Below are 20,967 nucleotides of genomic sequence, written 5' to 3'. Positions count from 1 at the left end.
GTGGACTGGTGCTGACGCCCGCCGCCCCGCCACGATGAGTCCATGACCAGCACCGCGCCCTCCCGCACCACCGCCGCCCCGAGCCGCCGCGACGCGGCCCTGCTCTGGTCCGCGATCGCGGTGACGGTGCTGCTCTGGGCCTCGGCCTTCGTCGGGATCCGCTTCGCCGCGGACGACTTCGGCCCGGGCGCCCTCACCCTCGGCCGGATCGTCATCGGCTCGATCGCGCTGACGGTGGTGCGCCTCGTGCTCACGGCACGCCGCCACGGCGAGCGGCCCGCGCGCAGCCGGGTGCCGCGCGGCCGGATCCTCCTGCTCGTGATCGTCTGGGGCGTCGCCTGGTTCGGCCTCTACAACCTCGCGCTCAACGCGGCCGAGCGGCACGTCGACGCCGGCACCGCGGCGCTCCTGGTCAACATCGCGCCGATGATCACCGCGGTCCTCGCGGGCCTCCTGCTCGGCGAGGGCTTCCCGCGGCGACTGCTCGGCGGCATGGCGGTGGCGCTCGCCGGAGTCGCGGTGATCGCCTTCTCCACCTCCTCGGGGCAGTTCGACGTGATCGGCGTCGTCCTCGGCCTCGCCGCGGCGGTCCTCTACGGCGGTGCCGCGACGCTGCAGAAGCGCCTGCTCGGGCACGTCGACGCGATGACGATGACCTGGATCGGCTGCCTGGCGGCGACCGTCGCCTGCCTGCCGTTCGCCCCAGAGCTGCTCGCCTCCCTCCAGGCCGCTCCCGCCTCCTCGATCGCCGCCGTCGTCTACCTCGGCGTCTTCCCGACGGCCGTCGCCTTCACCACCTGGGGCTACGTCCTCTCGCGCTCCAGCGCCGGCCGCACGGCCGCCACCACCTACGCAGTCCCGGCCGTCGTGGTGCTGCTGTCCTGGCTGCTCCTGGGCGAGACTCCGCCGGCCGCGGCGCTGATCGGCGGCGCGATCGCGCTGGGCGGAGTCGCGGTCGCCACGCTCCGGAGGCGGCCCGCGGGAGTCTGAGGGAGCGCTCACTCCCCGGCGATATGCTGGGGCCACGTTCGTCCAGTCGGCGCCGAGCGCCGGTCCCGGTGCGCGCCCGTTACGGTGAGGATCCCCCGATGACCGAGGCCCTGCAGCCGCCCCAGAACGCCCTCTCGCTCACGCCGCCCGAGCCCGTCGCCGCCGTCGCGACCACCTCGGCGCCGTCGATCGCGCCGAAGGTGCCCGAGCAGGCGCTGCCCGGCCTCGAGGCGAAGGTCGACGGCTACCTCGCGTCGCTGATGTCCGCGGAGGCGCGCAGCCCCGAGTTCGCGGCGAAGGCCAACGACATCCGCACGATGGGCGACGCCGACATCCGCTCGGCCGCCGACTCCTCGAACCGCCTGCTGAAGACGCCCGTCCGGGCGCTGCAGGAGGGCGGGCTCTCCGAGGGCTCGAACATCGGCAAGACACTGCTGGAGCTGCGCCGGACCGTCGAGGACCTCGACCCCTCCGAGGACAACATCCAGAAGAAGATCCTCGGCTTCATCCCGTTCGGCAACAAGATCACGGACTACTTCCGCCGCTACGAGAGCGCGCAGTCGCACCTCAACGCGATCATCCAGGCGCTCTACGACGGCCAGGACGAGCTGCGGAAGGACAACGCGGCGCTCAACCTGGAGAAGCAGAACCTCTGGGACACGATGACGCGTCTCAACGAGTACATCTACGTCGCCGAGCGCCTCGACGTGAAGCTGTCCGCGAAGATCGCCGAGCTCGACGCGACCGACCCGGACCGCGCCCGCGCGCTGCGCGAGGACGTCCTCTTCTACGCCCGCCAGAAGCACCAGGACCTGCTGACCCAGCTGGCCGTCTCGATCCAGGGCTACCTGGCGATCGACGTGGTGATCAAGAACAACGTCGAGCTGATCAAGGGCGTCGACCGCGCGACCACGACGACCGTGTCGGCGCTGCGCACGGCGGTCATCGTCGCGCAGGCGCTCGCCAACCAGCGGCTCGTGCTCGACCAGATCACCGCGCTCAACACCACGACCTCGAACATGATCGAGGCGACCTCGCGGATGCTCGCCGAACAGTCCGCGAGCATCCAGTCGCAGGCGGCGTCGGCGACGGTCGGGCTCCCGCAGCTGCAGGCGGCGTTCGCGAACATCTACCAGACCATGGACTCGATCTCGGACTTCAAGATCAAGGCGCTCGACAGCATGGCGCAGACCGTCGGCGTCCTCCAGGTCGAGACCGCGAAGGCCGGCGAGTACGTCGAGCGGGCCCGGCGCAGCAACTCCGACATCGACGCGGCCTCCTCGCTCGATCTCGGCCGCTAGCCGATGGGCTGGCTCTCCCGCCTGTTCGGCGGCACCGACCCGGTGCCGGAGGAGACCGCGCCCGCACTCCCGCGCGTGCCGTCCAGCGACGACATCCTCGCGGCGCTCGACCGGGTCGCCGCGGAGACCGCGGGCAAGGTCCCCGCGATCGTCGCGGCACGCATCCGCCGGGTCGACGAGACCGTGCGCGAGATGGTGCCGCGCCTGGACCGCCTCGGCGGGATGAGCCGCCAGGGCCACACCGTCGTCGCGACGGCCACCAGCTACCTGCCCGAGGCGGTCGAGGGCTACCTTCGCCTGCCGCGCGACTTCGCCGACCGCCGCGCCGTCTACAAGGGGAAGACCTCGCTGATGATCCTCTGCGACCAGCTCGACCTGCTCGGGGGCACGCTCGACCGGATCTCGGACGCCGTCTCGCGGCAGGACGCCTCGGCGCTGATCGCGCACGGGCAGTTCCTCGCCGAGAAGTTCACGGAGTCGTCGCTGTCGAGCGGGCTGGACGCGCCGCCCGCGTCCTCGAGCCCGACCGCTCCCGGCTCGCTGACCCCGCCGAGCGCCTCGTGAGCACGCTGCCGGCGTCGCTCGACGCGCTCGTCCTGGTCGGATCCGCGGCCGGCCTCGACGGCGCCGCCGTGCGCGCCGAGGGCGGTCGGCTCGCGGCCGCGGTCGCGGAGTCGATCACCGGGGCCGGCCAGGACTGGCTCGCCGAGACCGGGACCACCGGCGGACTCGAGGCGTTCTTCACCGCGGCGTCGAGCGCCCGGCGCTGGCGCAGCTCGCCGACCGATCTGCTCGCCGGGCTGGTCGCGGCGCGGTCGGAGCAGGCCGGCGCGTACGCGCGGGCGCTGACCGAGGTCGTGTCCGCGGCGAGTTCGCTCGGGGAGCCGGGGATCGGCGGGATCGCGGCGGCGTCGGCGACGGCGGCGGCGCAGCTGGGGGCGGTGGGGGGAGCAGCGGCTTCGCCGGCCGGGTCCTCGGCGCCCACCGCTCCGCGCGATCTTCCCGCCGGAGTCCCCGGGGTCGACGAGATCCTCGCTCGGCTGCGGCGGACCGAGCACGACGGGCCGCAGGACGAGCCGGGACCGGCCGCCGCCGCGCCGCCCGCGTCTCCCGTCGCCGAGCCCGAGCCCGAACCGGTCGAGCCGCCCGAGGCGATCGAGGACCTGCTCGCCGAGCTCGACGCGCTGATCGGCCTCGACCGGGTGAAGAGCGAGATCAAGCGGCAGACCCAACTGCTCCGGATCGACACCCTGCGCCAGGCGGCGGGACTCACCACGCCGACGCTCACCCGGCACCTCGTCTTCACCGGCAATCCGGGCACCGGCAAGACCACCGTCGCGCGGCTCGTCTCGCGCATCTACCGCTCGCTCGGCATCCTCTCGAAGGGCGTGCTCGTCGAGGTCGACCGCTCCGAGCTGGTGGCCGGCTACCTCGGTCAGACCTCGATGAAGACGGCCGAGGTGATCGCCTCGGCCCGCGGCGGCGTGCTCTTCATCGACGAGGCCTACGCGCTCGCGCTCGACCAGTACGGCGCGGAGGCGGTGACCACCCTGGTCAAGGACATGGAGGACCACCGCGGCGACCTGGTCGTCATCGTGGCGGGCTACTCCGGGCCGATGCAGGGCTTCCTCGACACCAACCCCGGGCTCGCGAGCCGCTTCTCCACCACCATCGACTTCGCGGACTACAGCGACGAGGAGCTGTCCGCGATCTTCGCGCGCCTCGCCGCCGCCGCCGACTTCACCCCGACGGAGGAGGCGGTCGCCGCCTTCGCCGACGTCGCCGCCGCGCAGGAGCGCACCGAGGCGTTCGGCAACGGACGCTGGGTGCGCAACGTGCTCGACGCGGCCATCGCGCGCCACGCCTGGCGCCTGCGCGACACCGAGGAGCCGACGCTCGACGAGCTGCGGACCCTGGAGGCGGAGGACGTCGTGGAGGCGGAGCTGCCGGACGCGGAGCTGCCGGACGCGGAGTCCCCGGTGGCGGAGCCCGAGACCGACGCATCGACCGAGGAGATCGCATGAGCATCGCCACTGCCGCGCCGCCGGCTCCGCCCGCACCCGCTCAGGCTGCGCCGGCCGCTCGGCGGCCGACGCTCCTCGCCCGCGCGACCTCGACCACTCCGCGCACCCTCCGCCTGCTGCTGGTGCTCACCGCGCTCGCCGCCGTGCTGTTCGGCGTCTTCGGCCAGCAGGCCGCGTCGCTGCAGGCGCGCGCCGCGCAGGAGGCCCGCGAGCAGGCCGCCCAGCTGATCGGCGTGCAGGACGTGCGGAACCTGCTCGTCGACGCCAACGCGATCGCGGCGAACACCTTCCTGGTCGGCGGTCTCGAGCCCGCGGAGCAGCGCCAGACCTACGTGGACAACCTCGCCGACGCGTCCTCGCGGATCGCCCAGCTCGCCGCGACGCAGCCCGACGACGCCGAGACCCTCGCGAAGGTCGCCACCAAGCTGACCACCTACAGCGGACTGATCGAGCAGGCCCGCGCCAACAACCGGCAGGGCTTCCCGGTCGGCTCCGCGTACCTCGATCAGGCCTCGTCGCAGCTGACCGACGCCGAGAAGGGGATCCTCACGGATCTCAACGGGCTGGTCACCCGCGGGGCGGACCGCGTCGCCGCCGCCTACGACACCGTGCGCTTCAGCGTGCTGCTGCTGATCGGCTCGCTCGCGATGCTGCTCCTGCTGATCGCGGCGCAGGTCTGGCTGGCGCGGCGGACGCACCGCTACCTCAACCGCCCGCTCGCCACCGCCACCGGGCTGCTGCTGCTGGTCGGGATCGGCGGCGCGCTCGTGCTCGGCTCGATCGCGGGGCGTGCGGCGGCGGTGCGCGCCGAGCCGTACCAGGCGACGCTCGTGGTCTCGCAGGCGCTCACCGCGGCGAGCGACGCGAAGTCGCTGGAGAGCTTCACGCTGATCAAGCGCGGCTCGGGAGCGGCCCTCGAGTCGGAGTTCCAGGCGGCGGCGAAGGACGCGGGGGACCGGCTGCAGGCCGGGGTCGACGACGGCATCGTCGACGGGGCGCTGCTGACGGAGCTGAACGCGTGGCTCGATCTGCACGCGGCGATCCGCGAGCAGGACGACGGCGGGAACTGGGACGACGCGGTGGAGCTCGCCACCGCCACCGGGGACGGCACCGCCAACGGCGCGTTCACCACTTTCGCGAACGACGCGCGCCTGGCGATCGTCGACGACACGACCACGACCCGCACCGAGCTCGACGACGGGAGCGCGACCGCCTCGATCGCCTCCTGGATCCTGCTCGCCGCCGGCCTGGCGGGCGCCCTGCTCGCCTGGCGCGGCGTCGCGCAGCGACTGGAGGAGTACCGATGACCCGCCTCAGCACCCTGCGCACGGGCGCCGTCGCGCTCCTGCTCACGACCGTGCTCGCCGTCTCCGGCTGCACCAGCGGCGCGAGCGACCTCGGCACCATCACCGAGGCGACCACGCCGACCCCCACGGCGTCGGCGCCGTCGACCGCCGCTCCCGCCACCGCGGAGTGCTCGCCCTCGGCGACCACCTCCTACGCGCCCACCGGCGTCACCGACAGCCCCCGCCTCGCGCAGATCCGGGACTACGGGAAGCTCCGCGTCGGCGTCTCGGCCGACACCCTGCTGATGTCCTCCCGCAACCCGCTGACCGGCGAGATCGAGGGCTTCGACATCGACATCGCCCGCGAGATCGCCGGCGCGATCTTCGGCGACCCGACCGCGATCGAGTTCGTCGTGATCACCTCGGCTCAGCGCCTGCCCGCCCTCAGCGGCGACGCGGCGACGCCGCAGGTCGACCTGGTCGCCCGCACGCTGACGATGACCTGCGACCGCTGGAGCAGCATCGCCTTCTCCTCCGAGTACTACGCCGCGGGGCTGAAGGTGCTCGTCTCGGAGAGCAACGACGCGGACGGCATCGACGAGCTGGCCGGGCAGAACGTCTGCGCACCGCGGAGCACCACCACGCTCAGCCGGCTCGAGAGCGACTACCCCGACGTCGAGGCGGTCGCCGCCGACACGCACACCCAGTGCCTCGCGCAGTTCCAGGAGGGCTCCGTCGACGCCATCGCCGGCGACGACACGATCCTCGCCGGCTTCGTCGCGCAGGACCCGTACGCCAAGGTCATCGGCGACCAGCTCAGCTCCGAGCCCTACGGCCTGGGGATGCCGGCCGGCGACACCGACTACGTGCGCTTCGTGAACGCGGCGCTCGAGAGCATCCGCGCGGACGGCCGCTGGCAGAGCATCTACCAGCGCTGGCTCGGCGATCTCGGCACGGCGACGCCGCCCGCCGCGGTGTACGGGCGCTGATGGCGGCCGGGACGAGCGCGCAGGGGGTCTCGGGGGCGGGCGTCTCGGAGGGGACGCCCGTCGCTCCGGGGCGCCTGGGCGAGGCGATCCCGCAGCGTGCGCTCTTCGACTACCTCGCTCAGCTCGGCCGCTGGCTGGAGCGGACGACCCGCGAGCTCTCGCGGCTCGACGCCGCCGCGCTCGCCTCGCCGCAGGCCGACAGCTACACCGCCGACGTCGTCCTCGCGCAGTCGCTGCGCGAGTCCGTCACCCGGCGACTGGCCGAGCTCGAGGTCGTCTGGGACTCCGGCCGCGTGGACACCGTGGCCCGCGAGCGGATGTCGCAGCTGATCTGGGGGCGCCTCGACTCCTCCGGCTCGGGCGGCAGCGCCGCCGTCTCGCTGGTCGAGGCCGTCCGGCTCTGCGACGCCGTCATCGGCCAGCTGAAGTCGCGCCTGGAGCTCGACCCGAGCGGCACCGACGTCGCCGGCCGGATCGTCGGGGTGCGCGCCGAGATCGAGCGCTGCCGCGACCTCACCCGCGACGCGCGCGGCACCGTCGACCAGGCCGCCGCCCAGCGCGTCGCCGTGCTCCGCTCGCGGCTGGACGCCCTCGCCGAGAAGGCCGGCCGCGGCGCCGACGTCTCCGGGCCGCTCGGCCAGCTCGAGAGCGACTCCGCCCGGCTGGAGCGCGATCTGATCATCGCCGCCTCCGAGCGCCGCGGACTCGAGCACGACCGGGTCCGCGCCCGCGAGCTGGCCGCCGCCGCGGAGCTGCGCGAGGCGCCGCTGCGCGAGCTCGTCGCCCGCTGTCGCCGCGAGATCGCGGATCCGCCTCGCCTCGCCGTGCCCGACGTCTCGCGCCTCGGCGAGCCGCCGACCGGCCGGGAGGCGCTCGACGCGCATCTCGCCCGCCTCACCGCCGTCGGCCGGGCGTTCGACGCCGTCGAGGCCGCCTACACGTCGCCGCTGCGCGAGCGGGCCGCCCTCGGCTTCCGGCTGCGGGCCCTGCGCGAGCGCGCCGCCGCCAACGGCCGGGCCGCGTCGCCCGTGGGCGCCGCGGCCGACGCGGAGGTCCGGGCCGCGCTCGACGCGGTCCCGTGCTCGGTGCCGCTCGCCCGACACCTGGTCGAGCAGTACGACGTGGTCACTCGCGACCTGCCCACCGCCCCGTCTCCCTCGCACCACCGGAAGGCCAGCTCATGAACGGCGACCCCTGCACCTCGACTCCGGGCTGCACCGGCGTGATCGAGGACGGCTACTGCAACGTCTGCGGGCTGCCGGCGGAGGCGCCGGCCGTCGCGGTGTCGGCTCCCACCGCGCGCCGCCCCGCTCCCGCGTCCGGCCCCACTCCCGCCACCGCCTCCGCCGCCTTCGGCACCGGCTTCGCCGAGGGCGCGCCGAACGCGCAGGCCCCCGTCGGCTCCAGCACCGAGGAGGCGGCGACCGCCCGCAGCGGCCGCACCTCCTCCGCCCGCCTCGCCACCGCCGCGCTCGGCTCGGCCCGCACGGCGCAGACCGGCTCGAAGACCACCCGCCGCGTCGGCACCACCTCCACCCGCCTGCGCGGACCGCGGCTCGGCGCCGGGCTGACGACCGTCCCCTCCCGCCCCGCCGCCGACCCGATGGCCGCGCTGATGAAGGAGGCGGTGCTCCCCGAGCGCAAGCGCTTCTGCTCCAACTGCGGCACCGCGGTCGGCCGCGGCCGCGACGGCAAGCCCGGCCGCACCGAGGGCTTCTGCCCCAACTGCCGCACCCCGTTCAGCTTCACGCCGCAGCTCGCGAAGGGCGACGTCGTCGGCGGGCAGTACGAGGTGGTCGGCTGCCTCGCCTACGGCGGACTCGGCTGGATCTACCTCGCCCGCGACCGCAACGTCTCCGGTCGCTGGGTCGTGCTCAAGGGCCTGCTGAACTCCGGCGACCCCGACGCCTATGCGGCGGCGGTGACGGAGCGGCAGTACCTCGCCGAGGTCGAGCACCCGCTGATCGTCGAGATCTACAACTTCGTCCTGCACGAGGGCGCCGGCTACATCGTGATGGAGTACGTCGGCGGTCCGAGCCTCAAGCAGATCCTCCAGGAGCGCCGCGACGCGAACGGCGGCTCCGCGGATCCGCTGCCCGTCGACCAGGCGCTCGCCTTCGTCCTCGAGGTGATGCCCGCCTTCGCCTACCTGCACGACCACGGGCTGCTCTACTGCGACTTCAAGCCGGACAACATGATCCAGGTCGGCGACCAGGTGAAGCTGATCGACCTGGGCGGCGTGCGCCGCGCCGACGACGAGGAGTCGGCGATCTACGGCACCGTCGGCTACCAGGCGCCCGAGGTGCCCGAGCTCGGGCCGTCGATCGCCTCCGACGTCTACACGATCGGGCGGACGATCGCCTCGCTCGTCCTCGACTTCCGCGGCAACCAGACCACCTACGTCGCCTCGCTGCCGCCGGTGTCCGAGACGCCGCTGTTCCAGAAGTACGACTCGTTCTACCGCCTGGTCGCGAAGGCCTGCGCGCCCGACCCGCAGGACCGCTTCGCCACCGTCGACGAGATGCGCGGGCAGCTGCTCGGCGTGCTGCGCGAGGTCGTCGCGACCGACCGCGGGCCGGGGCACCCCGCGCTGCACTCGACCGAGTCGGCGCTGTTCGAGGCGCCCGTCGCCGACGTGGTCGACCGTCCGCTGCCCTGGGACGCGCTGCCCGGGCTCAAGACCGACGAGTCCGACCCGGCGCGCGCCTGGCTCGCGGGCGTCAACGTCGCCGATCCGATCGTGCGGCTGCGCGCGCTCGCGCTCGCGCCGACCGTCACCGTCGAGGTGCGGCTCGCCCGCGCCCGCGCGGCGATCGAGGCCGAGCGCTGGGAGGACGTCGCCCGCGCGACCGGGGAGATCCTCACCGAGGACCCGTGGGAGTGGCGCGCGGTGTGGATGAGCGGGCTGGCCCAGCTCGCCCGCCACGACGACATCGGCGCCCGCGCCTCGTTCAACACCGTCTACGGCCAGGTGCCCGGCGAGCTCGCCCCGAAGCTCGCGCTCGCCGCGGCCTGCGAGTCGAGCGGCGAGCCCGAGGTGGCGGAGTCGCTCTACGTGATCTGCGCGCGTGCCGACGCCAACTACACCGCGCCGGCCGCCTTCGGTCTCGCCCGGGTGCGGCAGCACCGGGCCGACCTGGACGGCGCGCTCGACGCGCTCGACATCGTCACGCCGACCCGCTCCTCCTACGTCGACGCCCGCCGCCGCCGCGCCGAGCTGCTGGCCGGCTCCGGCCGCGGACTGCCGGCGCTCTCCGCCGCGCTCGCCAGTGTCGACACGGTGGCGATCGACTCGCGGACCCGGCTCGAGCTGACGACGGGGGTGCTGGAGTCGGCGCTCGAGCTGGTCCGCCGCGACGGCCCCGCCGAGGGCGCGACGATCGGCGGGATCGACGCCACCGAGCCCGCCCTCAGGGACGGCCTCGAGACCTCCTACCGCTCGCTCGCGGCCGCCACCCGCGAGAAGGAGGAGCGCCTGCGCCTCGTCGACCGGGCGAACGCCGTGCGCCGCTGGACGCTGACGTGAGCGGGGAGAGCGACGTGGGCACCGCGCTGTCCACGCCCTGCCCGAACTGCGGCGAGCCGGTCTCGACCGGGGACGCCTTCTGCGAGGCCTGCGGGACGACGCTGATCGTCCCGGCCGCCGCGGCCGCCCCGCCCGCCGCCGGCTCGGAGGGCCCGACGGCCTGCCTGCACTGCGGGGGAGTGATCGCCGACGACGGCTACTGCGAGCAGTGCGGTCAGCGCGCGCCGACCGAGCGCGAGCACTGGGCGGAGGCGCCGCACCCGCTGGTCGGCGGCGTCTGCGACCGCGGGATCCGGCACGCGGCCAACGAGGACGCGATGGCGCTCGGCGCGACGGCCGGCGAGGACGGCGGCCTGCGGACGGCGCTTCTGGTGGTCTGCGACGGCGTCTCCTCGACCCCCGACTCCGACACCGCCTCGCTCGCCGCCGCCCGCGCCGCGCTGAGCGCGCTGCGGTCCGAGGTCGGCGGGGAGGTGCACGGCGCCGAGCGCTGGGGCGCGCTGCTGCAGATGGCGGTCGCGCGCGCCTCCGGGGCGATCGACGCCGCGGTGCCCGAGAAGCGCGACAACCCGCCGTCGTGCACCTTCACCGCCGCGATCCTCGACGGCGCGCTGCTGGTCACCGGCAACGTCGGCGACAGCCGCAGCTACTGGATCCCCGACGCGGGCCCCGCGCGGCAGCTCACCGTCGACGACTCCTGGGCGCAGGAGCAGATCGCCTCGGGCGTGCCCCGCGCCGAGGCCGAGTCGGCGCCCGACGCGCATGCGATCACCAAGTGGCTGGGGGCCGACGCGCACGACGAGTCGCCCACCCTCGCCTCCACAGTGCTCGACGAGCCCGGCTGGGTGCTCGTCTGCTCCGACGGCCTCTGGAACTACGCCTCGCCCGCGGACGACCTCGCGGCCGTGCTACACGACGCCGTCGCCCGCGTCGCCGACGACCCGGTCGCGCTGGCGGAGGCGCTCGTCGCCTGGGCGAACGAGCGCGGCGGCCAGGACAACATCACGGCGGCCCTGGCGCGCTTCACGCCGGCGACGGAAGCCGCGCCGCCCCCTTCCCTGCTGATCGAGTAGGCCGCGCAGCGGCCGTATCGAGATCCCCCCGCCGTGCCGCTCCGTCCATCCGACCTCCCGGTGCCTGGACACATCCGCACCCCGCCCCCGCTCGCTCCCCGCCTACCCTCGACCCCATGAGCATCGCCGAGTCGCCCGCCACCTCGCTGTCCACCGTCGGCCACTGGATCGACGGGGCCGCGTCGCCCTCGTCGTCCGGTCGCACCGCGCCGGTCTACGACCCGGCGCTCGGCGTCGCGACCAAGGAGGTCGCGCTGGCCGACGCCGCCGAGATCGATGCAGCCGTCGCCTCCGCCAAGGCCGCGTTCCCCGCCTGGCGCGACACCTCGCTCGCGAAGCGCCAGCAGATCGTGTTCAAATTCCGCGAGCTGCTCGAGGCCAAGAAGGGCGAGCTGGCCGAGATCATCACCTCCGAGCACGGCAAGGTCCTCTCCGATGCGATGGGCGAGATCACCCGCGGCCAGGAGGTCGTCGAATTCGCGACCGGCCTCGCGCACCACCTCAAGGGCGAGTACTCGGAGCAGGTCTCCACCGGCGTCGACGTCTACTCCGTGAAGCAGCCGCTCGGCGTCGTCGGCATCATCAGCCCCTTCAACTTCCCCGCGATGGTGCCGATGTGGTTCTTCCCCATCGCCATCGCCGCCGGCAACACCGTCGTCGTGAAGCCGTCCGAGAAGGACCCGTCGTCGGCGATCTGGCTCGGAGCCCTCTGGAAGGAGGCCGGCCTCCCCGACGGTGTGTTCACGGTCCTGAACGGCGACAAGGTCGCGGTCGACGGCCTCCTCGAGCACCCCGACGTCAAGTCGATCTCCTTCGTCGGCTCCACCCCGATCGCGCAGTACGTCTACGAGACCGGCACCCGCAACGGCAAGCGCGTCCAGGCCCTGGGCGGTGCGAAGAACCACATGCTGGTGCTGCCGGACGCCGACCTCGACCTCGTCGCGGACTCCGCGATCAACGCGGGCTTCGGCTCGGCGGGGGAGCGCTGCATGGCGATCTCGGTCGTCGTCGCGGTCGAGCCCGTCGCTGACGAGCTGATCGCGAAGATCCAGGAGCGCGCCGCGACCCTGCGGATCGGCGACGGTCGTCGTGGCTGCGACATGGGCCCCCTGGTCACCGAAGCGCACCGCGACAAGGTCGCCTCCTACATCGCGATCGCGGAGGAGGACGGCGCGAAGGTCGTCGTCGACGGCCGCGGCATCGAGGTCGACGGCGACGAGAACGGCTTCTGGCTCGGCCCGACGCTGCTGGACGACGTCCCGATCACCTCGAAGGCCTACACCGAGGAGATCTTCGGACCGGTCCTGTCCATCGTCCGCGTCCAGTCGTACGAGGAGGGCGTCGCGCTGATCAACAACGGCGCCTTCGGCAACGGCACCGCGATCTTCACCAACGACGGCGGAGCGGCCCGCCGCTTCCAGAACGAGGTCGAGGTTGGCATGATCGGCATCAACGTGCCGATCCCCGTGCCCGTGGCGACGTTCTCCTTCGGCGGCTGGAAGTCGTCGCTCTTCGGCGACACCAAGGCCCACGGCGCGGAGGGCGTGCGCTTCTTCACGCAGCAGAAGGCGATCACGTCGCGCTGGCTGGACCCCTCGCACGGCGGCATCAACCTCGGTTTCCCTCAAAACTGAGCCGGGCCGCGAGATGCCACTTATGAGCGACTTCTACGGCGTGTCCTGCTCATAAGTGGCATCTCGCGGGGCCACGGCACACCGACCATCGCAAGGTCGAGCGCAACCGGCGAATCGCGTGTCAGCGATTCGTCGTGGGCGGACGTGCGTCGCTCTGTGGGGCGTCCCCCTCTCGCTCGGCCGACCGCGGCCGATCGACGACGGAGGAGGAGACCGGCGCCGAGAAGCACAGCGCCAGCCACAGCTCAGTCCGGGCATCCACGTCGTCCAAGTCCACACCCAGCGCCCGCTCGACCGCCGTCACGCGGTTCCGCAGCGTGTGCCGGTGCACGCCGAGCTCGCGGGCGGCCGGCTCCCACGCGCCGTTGCAGCGGAGCCAGACGCGGGCGCTCTCGAGCAGCACGCCGCCCTCGGGGGTGAGCAGCGGCGCGAGCAGCCGCCGGGCGAGAGGCTCGGCGCCGGCCGCGGTGAGCAGGCCGCGCATCCCCTGCGCCGACACGTCCTCGAAGCGGAGCAGCGGATGCTCCGCCGTCGCCCGGTCGGCCGCGCGCCGCGCCTCCACCAGCCCCCGGTCCAGCTCGGCCCAGGCGACCGGCGCCGAGGACCCCGCCTGTGCACCGTGCCGCTCCAGCACCCCCGCGATCAGCGCCAGATCCTCCGCACCCGTGATGACGACGAGGGCCCCGTCGCGCTCGGCGAAGAACAGCCGCGCCCCGTTCTCCTCCGCGAACACCTCCAGCTCGTCGAGCAGCGAGTCGCCGCGCACCGGCTCGCTCAGCACGCTCACGCGGACCGGCTCGGCGGGCAGCGTGCCCCAGAGCTGCCGTGCGGTGCGGGCCGCGACGTCGAAGGCCCCGGCGACGAGCAGCTCGAGCAGACCCGAGCGCAGCTGCCGCCGCGAGGTGTCGAGGGCGCGCCGCTGCTCGAGCGCGATGCTCGCGAGCCCGATGACGCTCGCCACCAGGTCGTTGCCGGCCGGATCCAGGGGAGTGCCGGTGCCGACCGCGAGCACCCCGCGCAGGTGGTCGCGCTGCCCGAGCGTCTGCAGGGTGACACCGCCGCCGTCGTCGAGCCGGAGCCCCGCGCGGCTGCCCCGGGCGAGCGCCTGGCGCACGGCCGCCGCGACCGAGCCCTCCGCCGCCTCCGGCACGTCGAGCCGGGTCGGCAGGTGCACCCGCTGGCCGACCGCGTCGTAGAGCGCGACCCAGCAGTCCAGCTGGCGCTCCAGCTCCGAGAGGATCGCCGCGAGTCCGTCCGGTCGCAGCGCCGCCCGCGCGACCCGGCGCTGCGCCTCCAGCGACCACTCCAGTCGCTCGCGCTGCTCGCGCGAGATGACGTCCGCGACGAAGCGGATGATCCCCATGAACGGCGTCAGCTCGGCGACCTCGAGCAGCGGCAGCCCCTGCCGGGCGCAGGCCGCGACGAGCGGGGCGGGCACCTCGTCGTGCACGATGCCGGTCGCGAAGCCGAGGGCGCGGATGCCCCGGCCGCGGAGACGCGCCACGTACGCCTCCGAGAAGTCGGCGCCCTGCGTCTCGGGGCTCTGCTCGAAGTGCACGCCGTCGGTGAGCAGCAGCTGCCCCGATTCGAGCCACGGCGTCGGATCGACGAGGTCGGAGGAGTGCGCCCAGACCAGCGGGGCGTCGAGCGCCGCCTCGTCGTGCACGCCCGCGAGGACGTGGAGGCGGAAGGCCGGCTCGGCGAGCAGATCGCGGACGGTCGCGGGCACGGGCGGCTCCACTCGGGATCGGATTCGACGTTCTGTCCATCGTAGGGCTGCGGCTTCGACAAAGCGGGCCGCCTACGACGGCCCCCCGCGCGGCACGATGGAGGCATGACGCTCTCGGACACGACCTCCTCGGACACGACTCCCACCGGCAGCACCAATGCCTCCGTCACCGCCGCCGATCGCTCGCGGGTCTTCCACTCCTGGTCCGCGCAGGGCGCGCTGAATCCGCTGCCGATCGCCGGCGGCCTCGGCGCCGAGGTCTGGGACGTCGACGGCACCCGCTACCTCGACTTCTCCAGCCAGCTCGTGAACGTCAACATCGGCTACCAGCACCCCAAGGTCGTCGCCGCGATCCAGGCGCAGGCCGCCGTGCTCACCACCGTCGGCCCGGCCTTCGCGAACGAGACCCGGGCCGAGGCGGCGCGCCTGATCACCGAGCGCGCGCCCGAGGGCTTCGAGAAGGTCTTCTTCACCAACGGCGGTGCGGACGCCAATGAGAACGCGATCCGGATGGCGCGGCTCTACACCGGTCGCGACAAGATCGTCTCCTTCTACCGCTCGTACCACGGCAACACCGGGGCCGCGATCGTCTCGACCGGAGACTGGCGCCGCATCCCCAACGAGTACGCCCGCGGGCACGTCCACGCCTTCGGCCCCTACCTCTACCGCTCCGAGTTCTGGGCCGAGACGCCCGAGCAGGAGTGCGAGCGGGCGCTGCACCACCTCGAGCGCGTCGTGCAGGCCGAGGGTCCGGAGTCGATCGCGGCGCTGCTGCTCGAGACGATCCCCGGCACCGCGGGCATCCTGACGCCGCCGCCCGGCTACCTCGCCGGCGTGCGGGCGCTCGCCGACCGCTACGGCATCCTGCTGATCCTCGACGAGGTGATGGCCGGCTTCGGCCGCACCGGCGAGTGGTTCGCCTTCGACGCCTTCGACGTCCGGCCCGACCTGATCACCTTCGCCAAGGGCGTCAACTCGGGCTACGTGCCGATCGGCGGCGTCGTCATCGACGACCCGATCGCGCACCACTTCGACGAGCGCGTCTTCCCCGGCGGGCTGACCTACTCCGGCCACCCGCTCGCCGCGGCGAGCGTCGTCGCGACCCTCGAGGCCATGGCGGAGGAGGGCATCGTCGACAACGCGAAGACCATCGGCTCCGAGCACCTCGCCCCCGGCCTGGCCGCCCTCGAGGCGAAGCACGACCTGATCGGCGAGGTCCGCGGCTCCGGCGTCTTCTGGGCGCTCGAGCTGGTGACCGACCGCGGCACCCGCGAGCCGCTGCCCGTCGCCGCCGTCGGCCGCCTCAAGGCCGACCTGCTCTCCCGGGGCCTCCTGCCCTTCACCGCCGACAACCGCATCCACGTCGTCCCGCCCGCCGTGGTCACCCCCGCCGAGGTCGCCCGCGGCCTCTCGATCCTCGACGACGCCCTGACGGCTTTCAGCGGCTGACGCGCCCGGTCTCGATACGCCGCTCCGCGGCTACTCGACCAGCATGCTGCGGTCGTGCTGATCAGCCGCGCGGCGGGACATGCTGATCGAGCCGCCCGCGGGCGGGCCTCGGCATGCTGATCGAGTAGCTCGCGGAGCGGGCGTATCGAGATCCGCCGTCCTGCAGACGCCGGGTCCCGATACACCCCTCCGGGGCTACTCGACCAGCATGCTGCGATCCGCCGCCGAACCACCCGGCCACGCACGAGCCGTATCCGGGAATCCGCGTCCCAGCGGATTCCCGTCGGCGCACGCAGGACGCTCTGCAGAACGTGCCACCGCCTCTGCCGACCGCGGGACGCCGCAGTGCGGCGTCCGAAGTTCACGACACGGAGTGCAGCGCGAACGCCGTCACGAACCCGAGGACGGCGTACAGCCCGGTCAGCACGTCGTCCCGGTCGAACGCCTCCGGGATCATCGTGTTCGAGATCATCGCGAGGATCGCGCCGGCCGCGACCGTCGTCACGAACGCCACGACCGCTCCCGGTGCGCTCGCGAAGACGAGGAAGCCGACGAGCGCGGCGATCGCGGAGAGCGCGGCGATGCCGCCCCAGACGGTGAAGACGTAGCGGGCGGAGCGTCCGTCGGCCTTCATGCCGACGGTCGAGGAGAGCCCCTCCGGCAGGTTCGAGATCGCCACGGCGGCCACGATCGGAACGCTGATCGCCGCTCCCGCGCCGCCCTGCGCCACCGAGAGGCCGAGCACGATCGACTCCGGGATCCCGTCGATCAGCGCGCCCGCGGCGATCGCGGTGCCGCCGCCCGCGGAGCCGGAGCCCTTCGCGCTCTTGCGATTCCCCGCGCCGGCCCGGGTGAGCAGCGCGTCCGCCCCGACGAAGACCACGGCACCGGCGAGCGTGCCGAGGATCGTCGGCAGGAGTCCGCCGTCGTCGGCCGCCTCCTGCACCAGCTCGTAGGCGAGCGCCGAGATGAGGACGCCCGCGCCGAACGCCGAGATCGCCGCGGTCAGCTTGGGCGGGACGCGGACGAACCAGGCGAGCGCCGCTCCGATCAGGAGGGTCGCCCCGCCGATGGCGCCGCTGAGCAGCGCGAGGGACCAGGGAGGCACGGCGCTCAGCCTGTCAGGCGGACGCGGACCGCGGACCGGGGTTGACCTGCACGCACAGCCTCCGCGGTCCCGGCCTTCCCGCCCGCCCAGCCTGCCAAATGGCCCGAAGTCGGGCTAGAATCGCCGTCATGCAGACTCTCTCGGTCAGTGAAGCGAAGAACCACCTGTCGTCCCTCGTCGATTCGGTGGAGGCGACCCACGACGCCGTCGTGATCACGCGCCACGGCAAGGCGGCGGCGGTCCTCATCTCGCCGGACGATCTCGACTCGCTGACCGAGACCATCGCCTGGCTCTCCGATCCGGCGCACCGGGGAGAGATCGATGAGGCGGAGTCGGAGGTCGCAGCGGGTCGAACGCTCAGCCTCGACGAGGTCCGCGCGCAGCTGGCGAGTCGACGGGCGTGAGTCCGGAACCGCCCTTCGAGGTCCGGTTCACCAGTCCCGCCGTTCGAGCCCTGCACCGCCTGCCGCCGAAGCTGGCCGAGGCGGTGCTCCGCTTCTGCGCCGAGCCCCTCGCCGAGAACCCCCTGCGCGTCACGAAGCCGCTGAGCGCGGAGCTCGCGGGTCTGCGCTCCGGCTACGTCGGCGTGGCTTATCGCGTGCTGGTCGCCATCGACGAGGAGGTGCGAGTGGTGTCCGTCCTACGGATCGGGCATCGCGCCGACATCTACGGCACCCGCTAGGGACCCCGCCCTCAGCACCGCTCCGAGACGTACCCCTCGTCCTCCGGCGTGAGCAGGTCGCGGTCGCGCAGCAGCACGCCGATGCCGTCGCTGCGCGCGCACGCCCGCGCGAAGACCGCGTCCGCATCGTCGACGTCCGTGTACTCCACCTCGTACACGCGCTCGCCGTAGACGTCCGTGTAGGCGTCGCACTCGGTGAACACCTCGCACTCCTCCGTGATCGCGAAGTCGAAGCCGAGCCCGCGCATCTCCTCCGCGCGCTCGGCCGCGTTCTTCTGGCCGATCGCGAGGCCGGCCCGGTGTGCGGCGTCGACGAGCTCGCGGGCGAACGCGGCGGTGTCGGAGTCGGTCAGCAGCCCCTCGGAGCGGGTGGCGGAGTCGAGGTTGTCGGCCTCGACGGCGTCGAAGCCGCTCTCGGCGCAGCCCTCCAGCCACGGCCCGACCACCTCGAGCAGCGCCTCCCGCTTCGCCGCCGTCGACACGTCGAGCAGCGTCTCGTCCGGCCAGTCCGGATCGGTGACCGGCTCGCCCGCGGCGTCCCGCAGCAGCAGCTCGGGTCGCGACGCCCACTCCGCCTCCTCGCCGGGCTGCGTCTGGAAGGCGTTGACGTAGCAGACCGAGTACACGCCGGGCGCGGGCTCGGCCTCGCGGTCGCGGACGACGAGGTCGACGCCGTCGGCCGGCGGATAGCTGCCGCCGAGCTGGTAGTCGAAGCCCGCGCCCGCCGGAGGAGGGGCCGGCTGTCCGACGGTTGCTGCGCATCCGGCGAGGAGGAGGGCCGTCGCGGCCAGGCAGCACAATAAACTGGCCGAATGGCGGAGTTCAGCGCGAGTGTCTTTCAGAACGAGTTCCTCTCGGACGGCGCGACGGATGTGCACGCGATCGTGACGGTGACCGCCTCGGGCACCGGCGCGGCCGGCAGCGACGGAGCGGCCGCCGAGATCATCATCGTCGACTGCTCGGGGTCGATGACCGGCGAGAACATGACCGCGGCCAAGCGCGCCGCCGCCGTGGCGGTCGATCAGATCCTTGACGGCACCTTCTTCGCCGTCGTCGCCGGCTCCGAGCGCGCCGACCGCGCCTTCCCGTACCCCAACGCCTCCGTGTCGATGGTGCGGATGGAGCCGGGCGCCCGGGCGGCCGCGAAGGAGGCCATCGGCTTCCTCCAGGCCGACGGCGGCACCGCGATGGGCACCTGGCTGACCCTCGCCCGCCAGCTCTTCTCCAGCGTCCCCGAGGCGAAGCAGCGGCACGCGATCCTGCTCACCGACGGCAAGAACGAGCACGAGTCGCGGATGCAGCTCGACGCGGCGATCCGCGCGGCCGGCGGCGTCTTCCAGTGCGACGTCCGCGGCGTCGGCTCCCGCTGGGTCGTCGAGGAGGCGCGCACCATCGCCAGCGCGCTGCTGGGCACCGTCGGACTGATCGCGAACCCGGCCGACATGGCCGCCGACTTCGAGCAGCTGATCCAGGCATCGATGGGCCGCGGCGTCGCCGACGGCGAGCTGCGCGTCTGGACCCCGCAGGGCTCCCAGCTCCTCTTCGTCCGCCAGGTCGCGCCGAACCTCGAGGACCTCAGCTCGCGTCGCACCTCGGTGAACCCGCTGACCGGCAGCTACCCGACCGGCGCCTGGGGTGACGAGTCGCGGGAGTACCACGTGGCCGTCCGCGTCGCCTCGAAGCCGGTCGGCGCCGAGCAGCTCGCCGCCCGCGTGCAGCTCAGCGTGCGCGACGAGGTCGTCGCCTCCGCGCTGGTGAAGGCCCGCTGGACCGACGACTCGGCGCTCACCGCACGGATCGATCCCGCCGTCGCGCACTACACCGGCCAGACCGAGCTCGCCTCGGCGATCCAGGACGGCCTCGCTGCGAAGGCCGTCGGCGACGACGCCACCGCGACGGTCAAGCTCGGCCGCGCCGTGCAGCTCGCCGCCGCCACCGGCAACGACGAGGCGACCGCGAAGCTGCGCAAGGTGGTCGAGATCGACAACCCCAACGAGGGGACGGTCCGGCTGAAGCGCGGCGTCGCCCGCCTGGACGAGATGGCGCTCGACACCGCCTCGACGAAGACCACGCGGGTGCGCAAGTGAGCTACCGCTGCCCGGAGGGGCACACCTCCCAGTCCGGCGACTACTGCGACGTCTGCGGTGCGCCGATCGCGCCCGCCGCGCCGTCCGCCCCCGCGCCGCGCGCCGCCGACCCGACCACGGCGATCCCGACCGGTCCCGCCGTCTGCCCGAACTGCTCGTACCCCAACGAGGCCGGCGCGCTGTTCTGCGAGAACTGCGGCTACGACTTCACCACCGGCTCGCTCCCCGAGGCCGACCCGTTCACCGAGTCGGGCGCGGTCCGCGCACCCGGCGAGGTCGGCGGCTCCGCCACGCCGGCCGGCGATCCGGCCGCCCACCTGGGCGAGGCGCCCGCTCCGGCCGCTCCCGGTGCGCCGCCCGCGCTCGTTCCGGAGGAGGAGGCGGGGTTCGACGTGCCCGTCGCGACCGCGCCGCCCGCCGCGCCCGCCACCGAGGTGATCAGCGAGGTCACCGGGAGCACGCCGACGGCCGCGCCCGCCGTGCCCGCGGCCTCGGAGGAGGGCGACCCCTGGATCGCCGAGATCTGGGTCGACCCCGACTGGTACGCGGAGCAGCGCGCCGAGGATCCGATGCCCTCCGCTGGCCCGCCGACGATCGTCGTGCTCCGCGAGCGCTCCGTGCTCGTCGGCCGGCCCTCCGTCTCGCGCGGCATCTCGCCGCAGATCGACTGCGGCACCGACTCCGGCGTCTCCCGCCGACACTGCCAGCTCAACACCGACGGCTACCGCTGGTGGGTCGAGGACCTGCAGTCCGCCAACGGCACCTACCTCGCCGCGGCCGGCGCTCCGCTGCCGCAGACCCCGATCCCCACCGGCCAGCGCCGCGAGATCGAGGAGGGCGACCGCGTCTACGTCGGCGCCTGGACCCGCATCGTCCTCCGCCAGGCCCTCCCGGGCGAGGCCTGACCGCCTGCCGATCGACGCCGCCGAGGAGTCCGCGGACCGGGCGCCCTCCTACTGATCGGGGAGCCCGCGGAGCGGGCCCCTGCATGCTGATCGAGCAGCACGCGAAGCGTGCGTATCGAGATCCACCGTCACCGAGACCTGAGCCGCCGGGCTCACGTCAGGGAGGGGTGGGTCTCGATACGCC

At 73.7% G+C, this 20,967-nt stretch carries 18 protein-coding genes; 15 read left to right on the top strand and 3 right to left on the bottom strand.

What is annotated here, in order from left to right:
• The first annotated feature begins 42 nt into the window (after positions 1–42).
• The 10 genes from EDF35_RS02890 to EDF35_RS02845 all read left to right on the top strand — a co-directional run bounded on the left by EDF35_RS02890 (position 43) and on the right by EDF35_RS02845 (position 12,823).
• On the top strand, positions 43–990 hold the full coding sequence (locus tag EDF35_RS02890; protein WP_133960670.1) for a DMT family transporter: 948 nt from the start codon (positions 43–45) through the stop codon (positions 988–990).
• Positions 991–1,088: 98 nt separating this feature from the next.
• On the top strand, positions 1,089–2,291 hold the full coding sequence (locus EDF35_RS02885) for a toxic anion resistance protein (RefSeq protein ID WP_123701898.1): 1,203 nt from the start codon (positions 1,089–1,091) through the stop codon (positions 2,289–2,291).
• A gap of 3 nt (positions 2,292–2,294) precedes the next feature.
• Positions 2,295–2,855, top strand: a complete 561-nt coding sequence (locus tag EDF35_RS02880) for a hypothetical protein (protein ID WP_243839823.1) — start codon at positions 2,295–2,297, stop codon at positions 2,853–2,855.
• Positions 2,852–4,315 (top strand): AAA family ATPase, encoded by a 1,464-nt coding sequence (locus EDF35_RS02875; protein ID WP_133960669.1) that lies wholly within the window; start codon positions 2,852–2,854, stop codon positions 4,313–4,315. The genes EDF35_RS02880 and EDF35_RS02875 overlap by 4 nt, the downstream gene beginning before the upstream one ends.
• The gene (locus EDF35_RS02870) at positions 4,312–5,622 is read left to right on the top strand and encodes a hypothetical protein (protein ID WP_133960668.1); all 1,311 of its coding nucleotides are present in this window, start codon (positions 4,312–4,314) and stop codon (positions 5,620–5,622) included. The genes EDF35_RS02875 and EDF35_RS02870 overlap by 4 nt, the downstream gene beginning before the upstream one ends.
• Positions 5,619–6,590 (top strand): glutamate ABC transporter substrate-binding protein, encoded by a 972-nt coding sequence (locus EDF35_RS02865; protein ID WP_133960667.1) that lies wholly within the window; start codon positions 5,619–5,621, stop codon positions 6,588–6,590. The genes EDF35_RS02870 and EDF35_RS02865 overlap by 4 nt, the downstream gene beginning before the upstream one ends.
• The gene (locus EDF35_RS02860; RefSeq protein WP_133960666.1) at positions 6,590–7,774 is read left to right on the top strand and encodes a hypothetical protein; all 1,185 of its coding nucleotides are present in this window, start codon (positions 6,590–6,592) and stop codon (positions 7,772–7,774) included. The genes EDF35_RS02865 and EDF35_RS02860 overlap by 1 nt, the downstream gene beginning before the upstream one ends.
• Complete coding sequence (locus EDF35_RS02855; RefSeq protein WP_133960665.1) at positions 7,771–10,116, top strand: serine/threonine-protein kinase; 2,346 nt, start codon at positions 7,771–7,773, stop codon at positions 10,114–10,116. The genes EDF35_RS02860 and EDF35_RS02855 overlap by 4 nt, the downstream gene beginning before the upstream one ends.
• On the top strand, positions 10,113–11,189 hold the full coding sequence (locus tag EDF35_RS02850; RefSeq protein WP_243839822.1) for a PP2C family serine/threonine-protein phosphatase: 1,077 nt from the start codon (positions 10,113–10,115) through the stop codon (positions 11,187–11,189). The genes EDF35_RS02855 and EDF35_RS02850 overlap by 4 nt, the downstream gene beginning before the upstream one ends.
• A 116-nt stretch (positions 11,190–11,305) precedes the next feature.
• A complete protein-coding gene (locus tag EDF35_RS02845) occupies positions 11,306–12,823 on the top strand; it encodes a CoA-acylating methylmalonate-semialdehyde dehydrogenase (protein ID WP_123701909.1) in 1,518 nt (505 codons plus the stop codon).
• A 121-nt stretch (positions 12,824–12,944) separates the two neighbouring features.
• Here EDF35_RS02845 and EDF35_RS02840 read toward each other — a convergent pair whose 3' ends face one another.
• Complete coding sequence (locus tag EDF35_RS02840) at positions 12,945–14,552, bottom strand: PucR family transcriptional regulator (protein ID WP_133960664.1); 1,608 nt, start codon at positions 14,550–14,552, stop codon at positions 12,945–12,947.
• A 105-nt stretch (positions 14,553–14,657) separates the two neighbouring features.
• Between EDF35_RS02840 and EDF35_RS02835 the strand changes: the two genes are divergently transcribed.
• On the top strand, positions 14,658–16,001 hold the full coding sequence (locus EDF35_RS02835; protein ID WP_133960663.1) for an aspartate aminotransferase family protein: 1,344 nt from the start codon (positions 14,658–14,660) through the stop codon (positions 15,999–16,001).
• A gap of 361 nt (positions 16,002–16,362) precedes the next feature.
• On the opposite strand, the gene EDF35_RS02830 is transcribed toward EDF35_RS02835, so the two are convergent.
• Positions 16,363–17,109: a ZIP family zinc transporter gene (locus EDF35_RS02830; protein ID WP_123733435.1), complete on the bottom strand. Its 747-nt coding sequence runs from the start codon at positions 17,107–17,109 to the stop codon at positions 16,363–16,365.
• 128 nt (positions 17,110–17,237) lie between these two features.
• Here EDF35_RS02830 and EDF35_RS02825 point away from each other — a divergent pair, with 128 nt between their 5' ends.
• Positions 17,238–17,513 carry a type II toxin-antitoxin system Phd/YefM family antitoxin gene (locus EDF35_RS02825; RefSeq protein ID WP_133960662.1) on the top strand — a complete coding sequence of 92 codons (276 nt, stop codon included), beginning with the start codon at positions 17,238–17,240 and terminating at the stop codon, positions 17,511–17,513.
• Positions 17,510–17,791, top strand: coding sequence for a type II toxin-antitoxin system RelE/ParE family toxin (locus EDF35_RS02820; RefSeq protein ID WP_133960661.1), 282 nt, complete (start codon positions 17,510–17,512; stop codon positions 17,789–17,791). The genes EDF35_RS02825 and EDF35_RS02820 overlap by 4 nt, the downstream gene beginning before the upstream one ends.
• A gap of 11 nt (positions 17,792–17,802) precedes the next feature.
• Here EDF35_RS02820 and EDF35_RS02815 read toward each other — a convergent pair whose 3' ends face one another.
• Entirely contained in the window at positions 17,803–18,591 is a 789-nt protein-coding gene (locus EDF35_RS02815) for an endo alpha-1,4 polygalactosaminidase (RefSeq protein WP_208323000.1), read from the bottom strand.
• Between the two features lie 12 nt (positions 18,592–18,603).
• On the opposite strand from EDF35_RS02815, the gene EDF35_RS02810 reads away from it, so the two are divergent.
• Positions 18,604–19,878: a VWA domain-containing protein gene (locus EDF35_RS02810; protein WP_133960660.1), complete on the top strand. Its 1,275-nt coding sequence runs from the start codon at positions 18,604–18,606 to the stop codon at positions 19,876–19,878.
• Positions 19,875–20,783 (top strand): FHA domain-containing protein, encoded by a 909-nt coding sequence (locus tag EDF35_RS02805; protein ID WP_123733442.1) that lies wholly within the window; start codon positions 19,875–19,877, stop codon positions 20,781–20,783. The genes EDF35_RS02810 and EDF35_RS02805 overlap by 4 nt, the downstream gene beginning before the upstream one ends.
• Positions 20,784–20,967: the final 184 nt, after the last annotated feature.

This window comes from Rathayibacter sp. PhB151 (genome assembly GCF_004366415.1).
Taxonomy (GTDB): domain Bacteria; phylum Actinomycetota; class Actinomycetes; order Actinomycetales; family Microbacteriaceae; genus Rathayibacter; species Rathayibacter festucae.
The sequence above is the reverse complement of the archived record's forward strand: the minus strand, read 5'-3'. Positions and strand labels throughout refer to the sequence as shown.

Bases quoted from the DNA above. Each gene is read 5' to 3' on its own strand.
- EDF35_RS02865 (WP_133960667.1), top strand. From the start codon at position 5,619: ATGACCCGCCTCAGCACCCTGCGCACGGGCGCCGTCGCGCTCCTGCTC.
- EDF35_RS02880 (WP_243839823.1), top strand. From the start codon at position 2,295: ATGGGCTGGCTCTCCCGCCTGTTCGGCGGCACCGACCCGGTGCCGGAG.
- EDF35_RS02885 (WP_123701898.1), top strand. From the start codon at position 1,089: ATGACCGAGGCCCTGCAGCCGCCCCAGAACGCCCTCTCGCTCACGCCG.
- EDF35_RS02860 (WP_133960666.1), top strand. From the start codon at position 6,590: ATGGCGGCCGGGACGAGCGCGCAGGGGGTCTCGGGGGCGGGCGTCTCG.
- EDF35_RS02890 (WP_133960670.1), top strand. From the start codon at position 43: ATGACCAGCACCGCGCCCTCCCGCACCACCGCCGCCCCGAGCCGCCGC.
- EDF35_RS02870 (WP_133960668.1), top strand. From the start codon at position 4,312: ATGAGCATCGCCACTGCCGCGCCGCCGGCTCCGCCCGCACCCGCTCAG.
- EDF35_RS02825 (WP_133960662.1), top strand. From the start codon at position 17,238: ATGCAGACTCTCTCGGTCAGTGAAGCGAAGAACCACCTGTCGTCCCTC.
- EDF35_RS02855 (WP_133960665.1), top strand. From the start codon at position 7,771: ATGAACGGCGACCCCTGCACCTCGACTCCGGGCTGCACCGGCGTGATC.
- EDF35_RS02835 (WP_133960663.1), top strand. From the start codon at position 14,658: ATGACGCTCTCGGACACGACCTCCTCGGACACGACTCCCACCGGCAGC.
- EDF35_RS02810 (WP_133960660.1), top strand. From the start codon at position 18,604: ATGGCGGAGTTCAGCGCGAGTGTCTTTCAGAACGAGTTCCTCTCGGAC.
- EDF35_RS02845 (WP_123701909.1), top strand. From the start codon at position 11,306: ATGAGCATCGCCGAGTCGCCCGCCACCTCGCTGTCCACCGTCGGCCAC.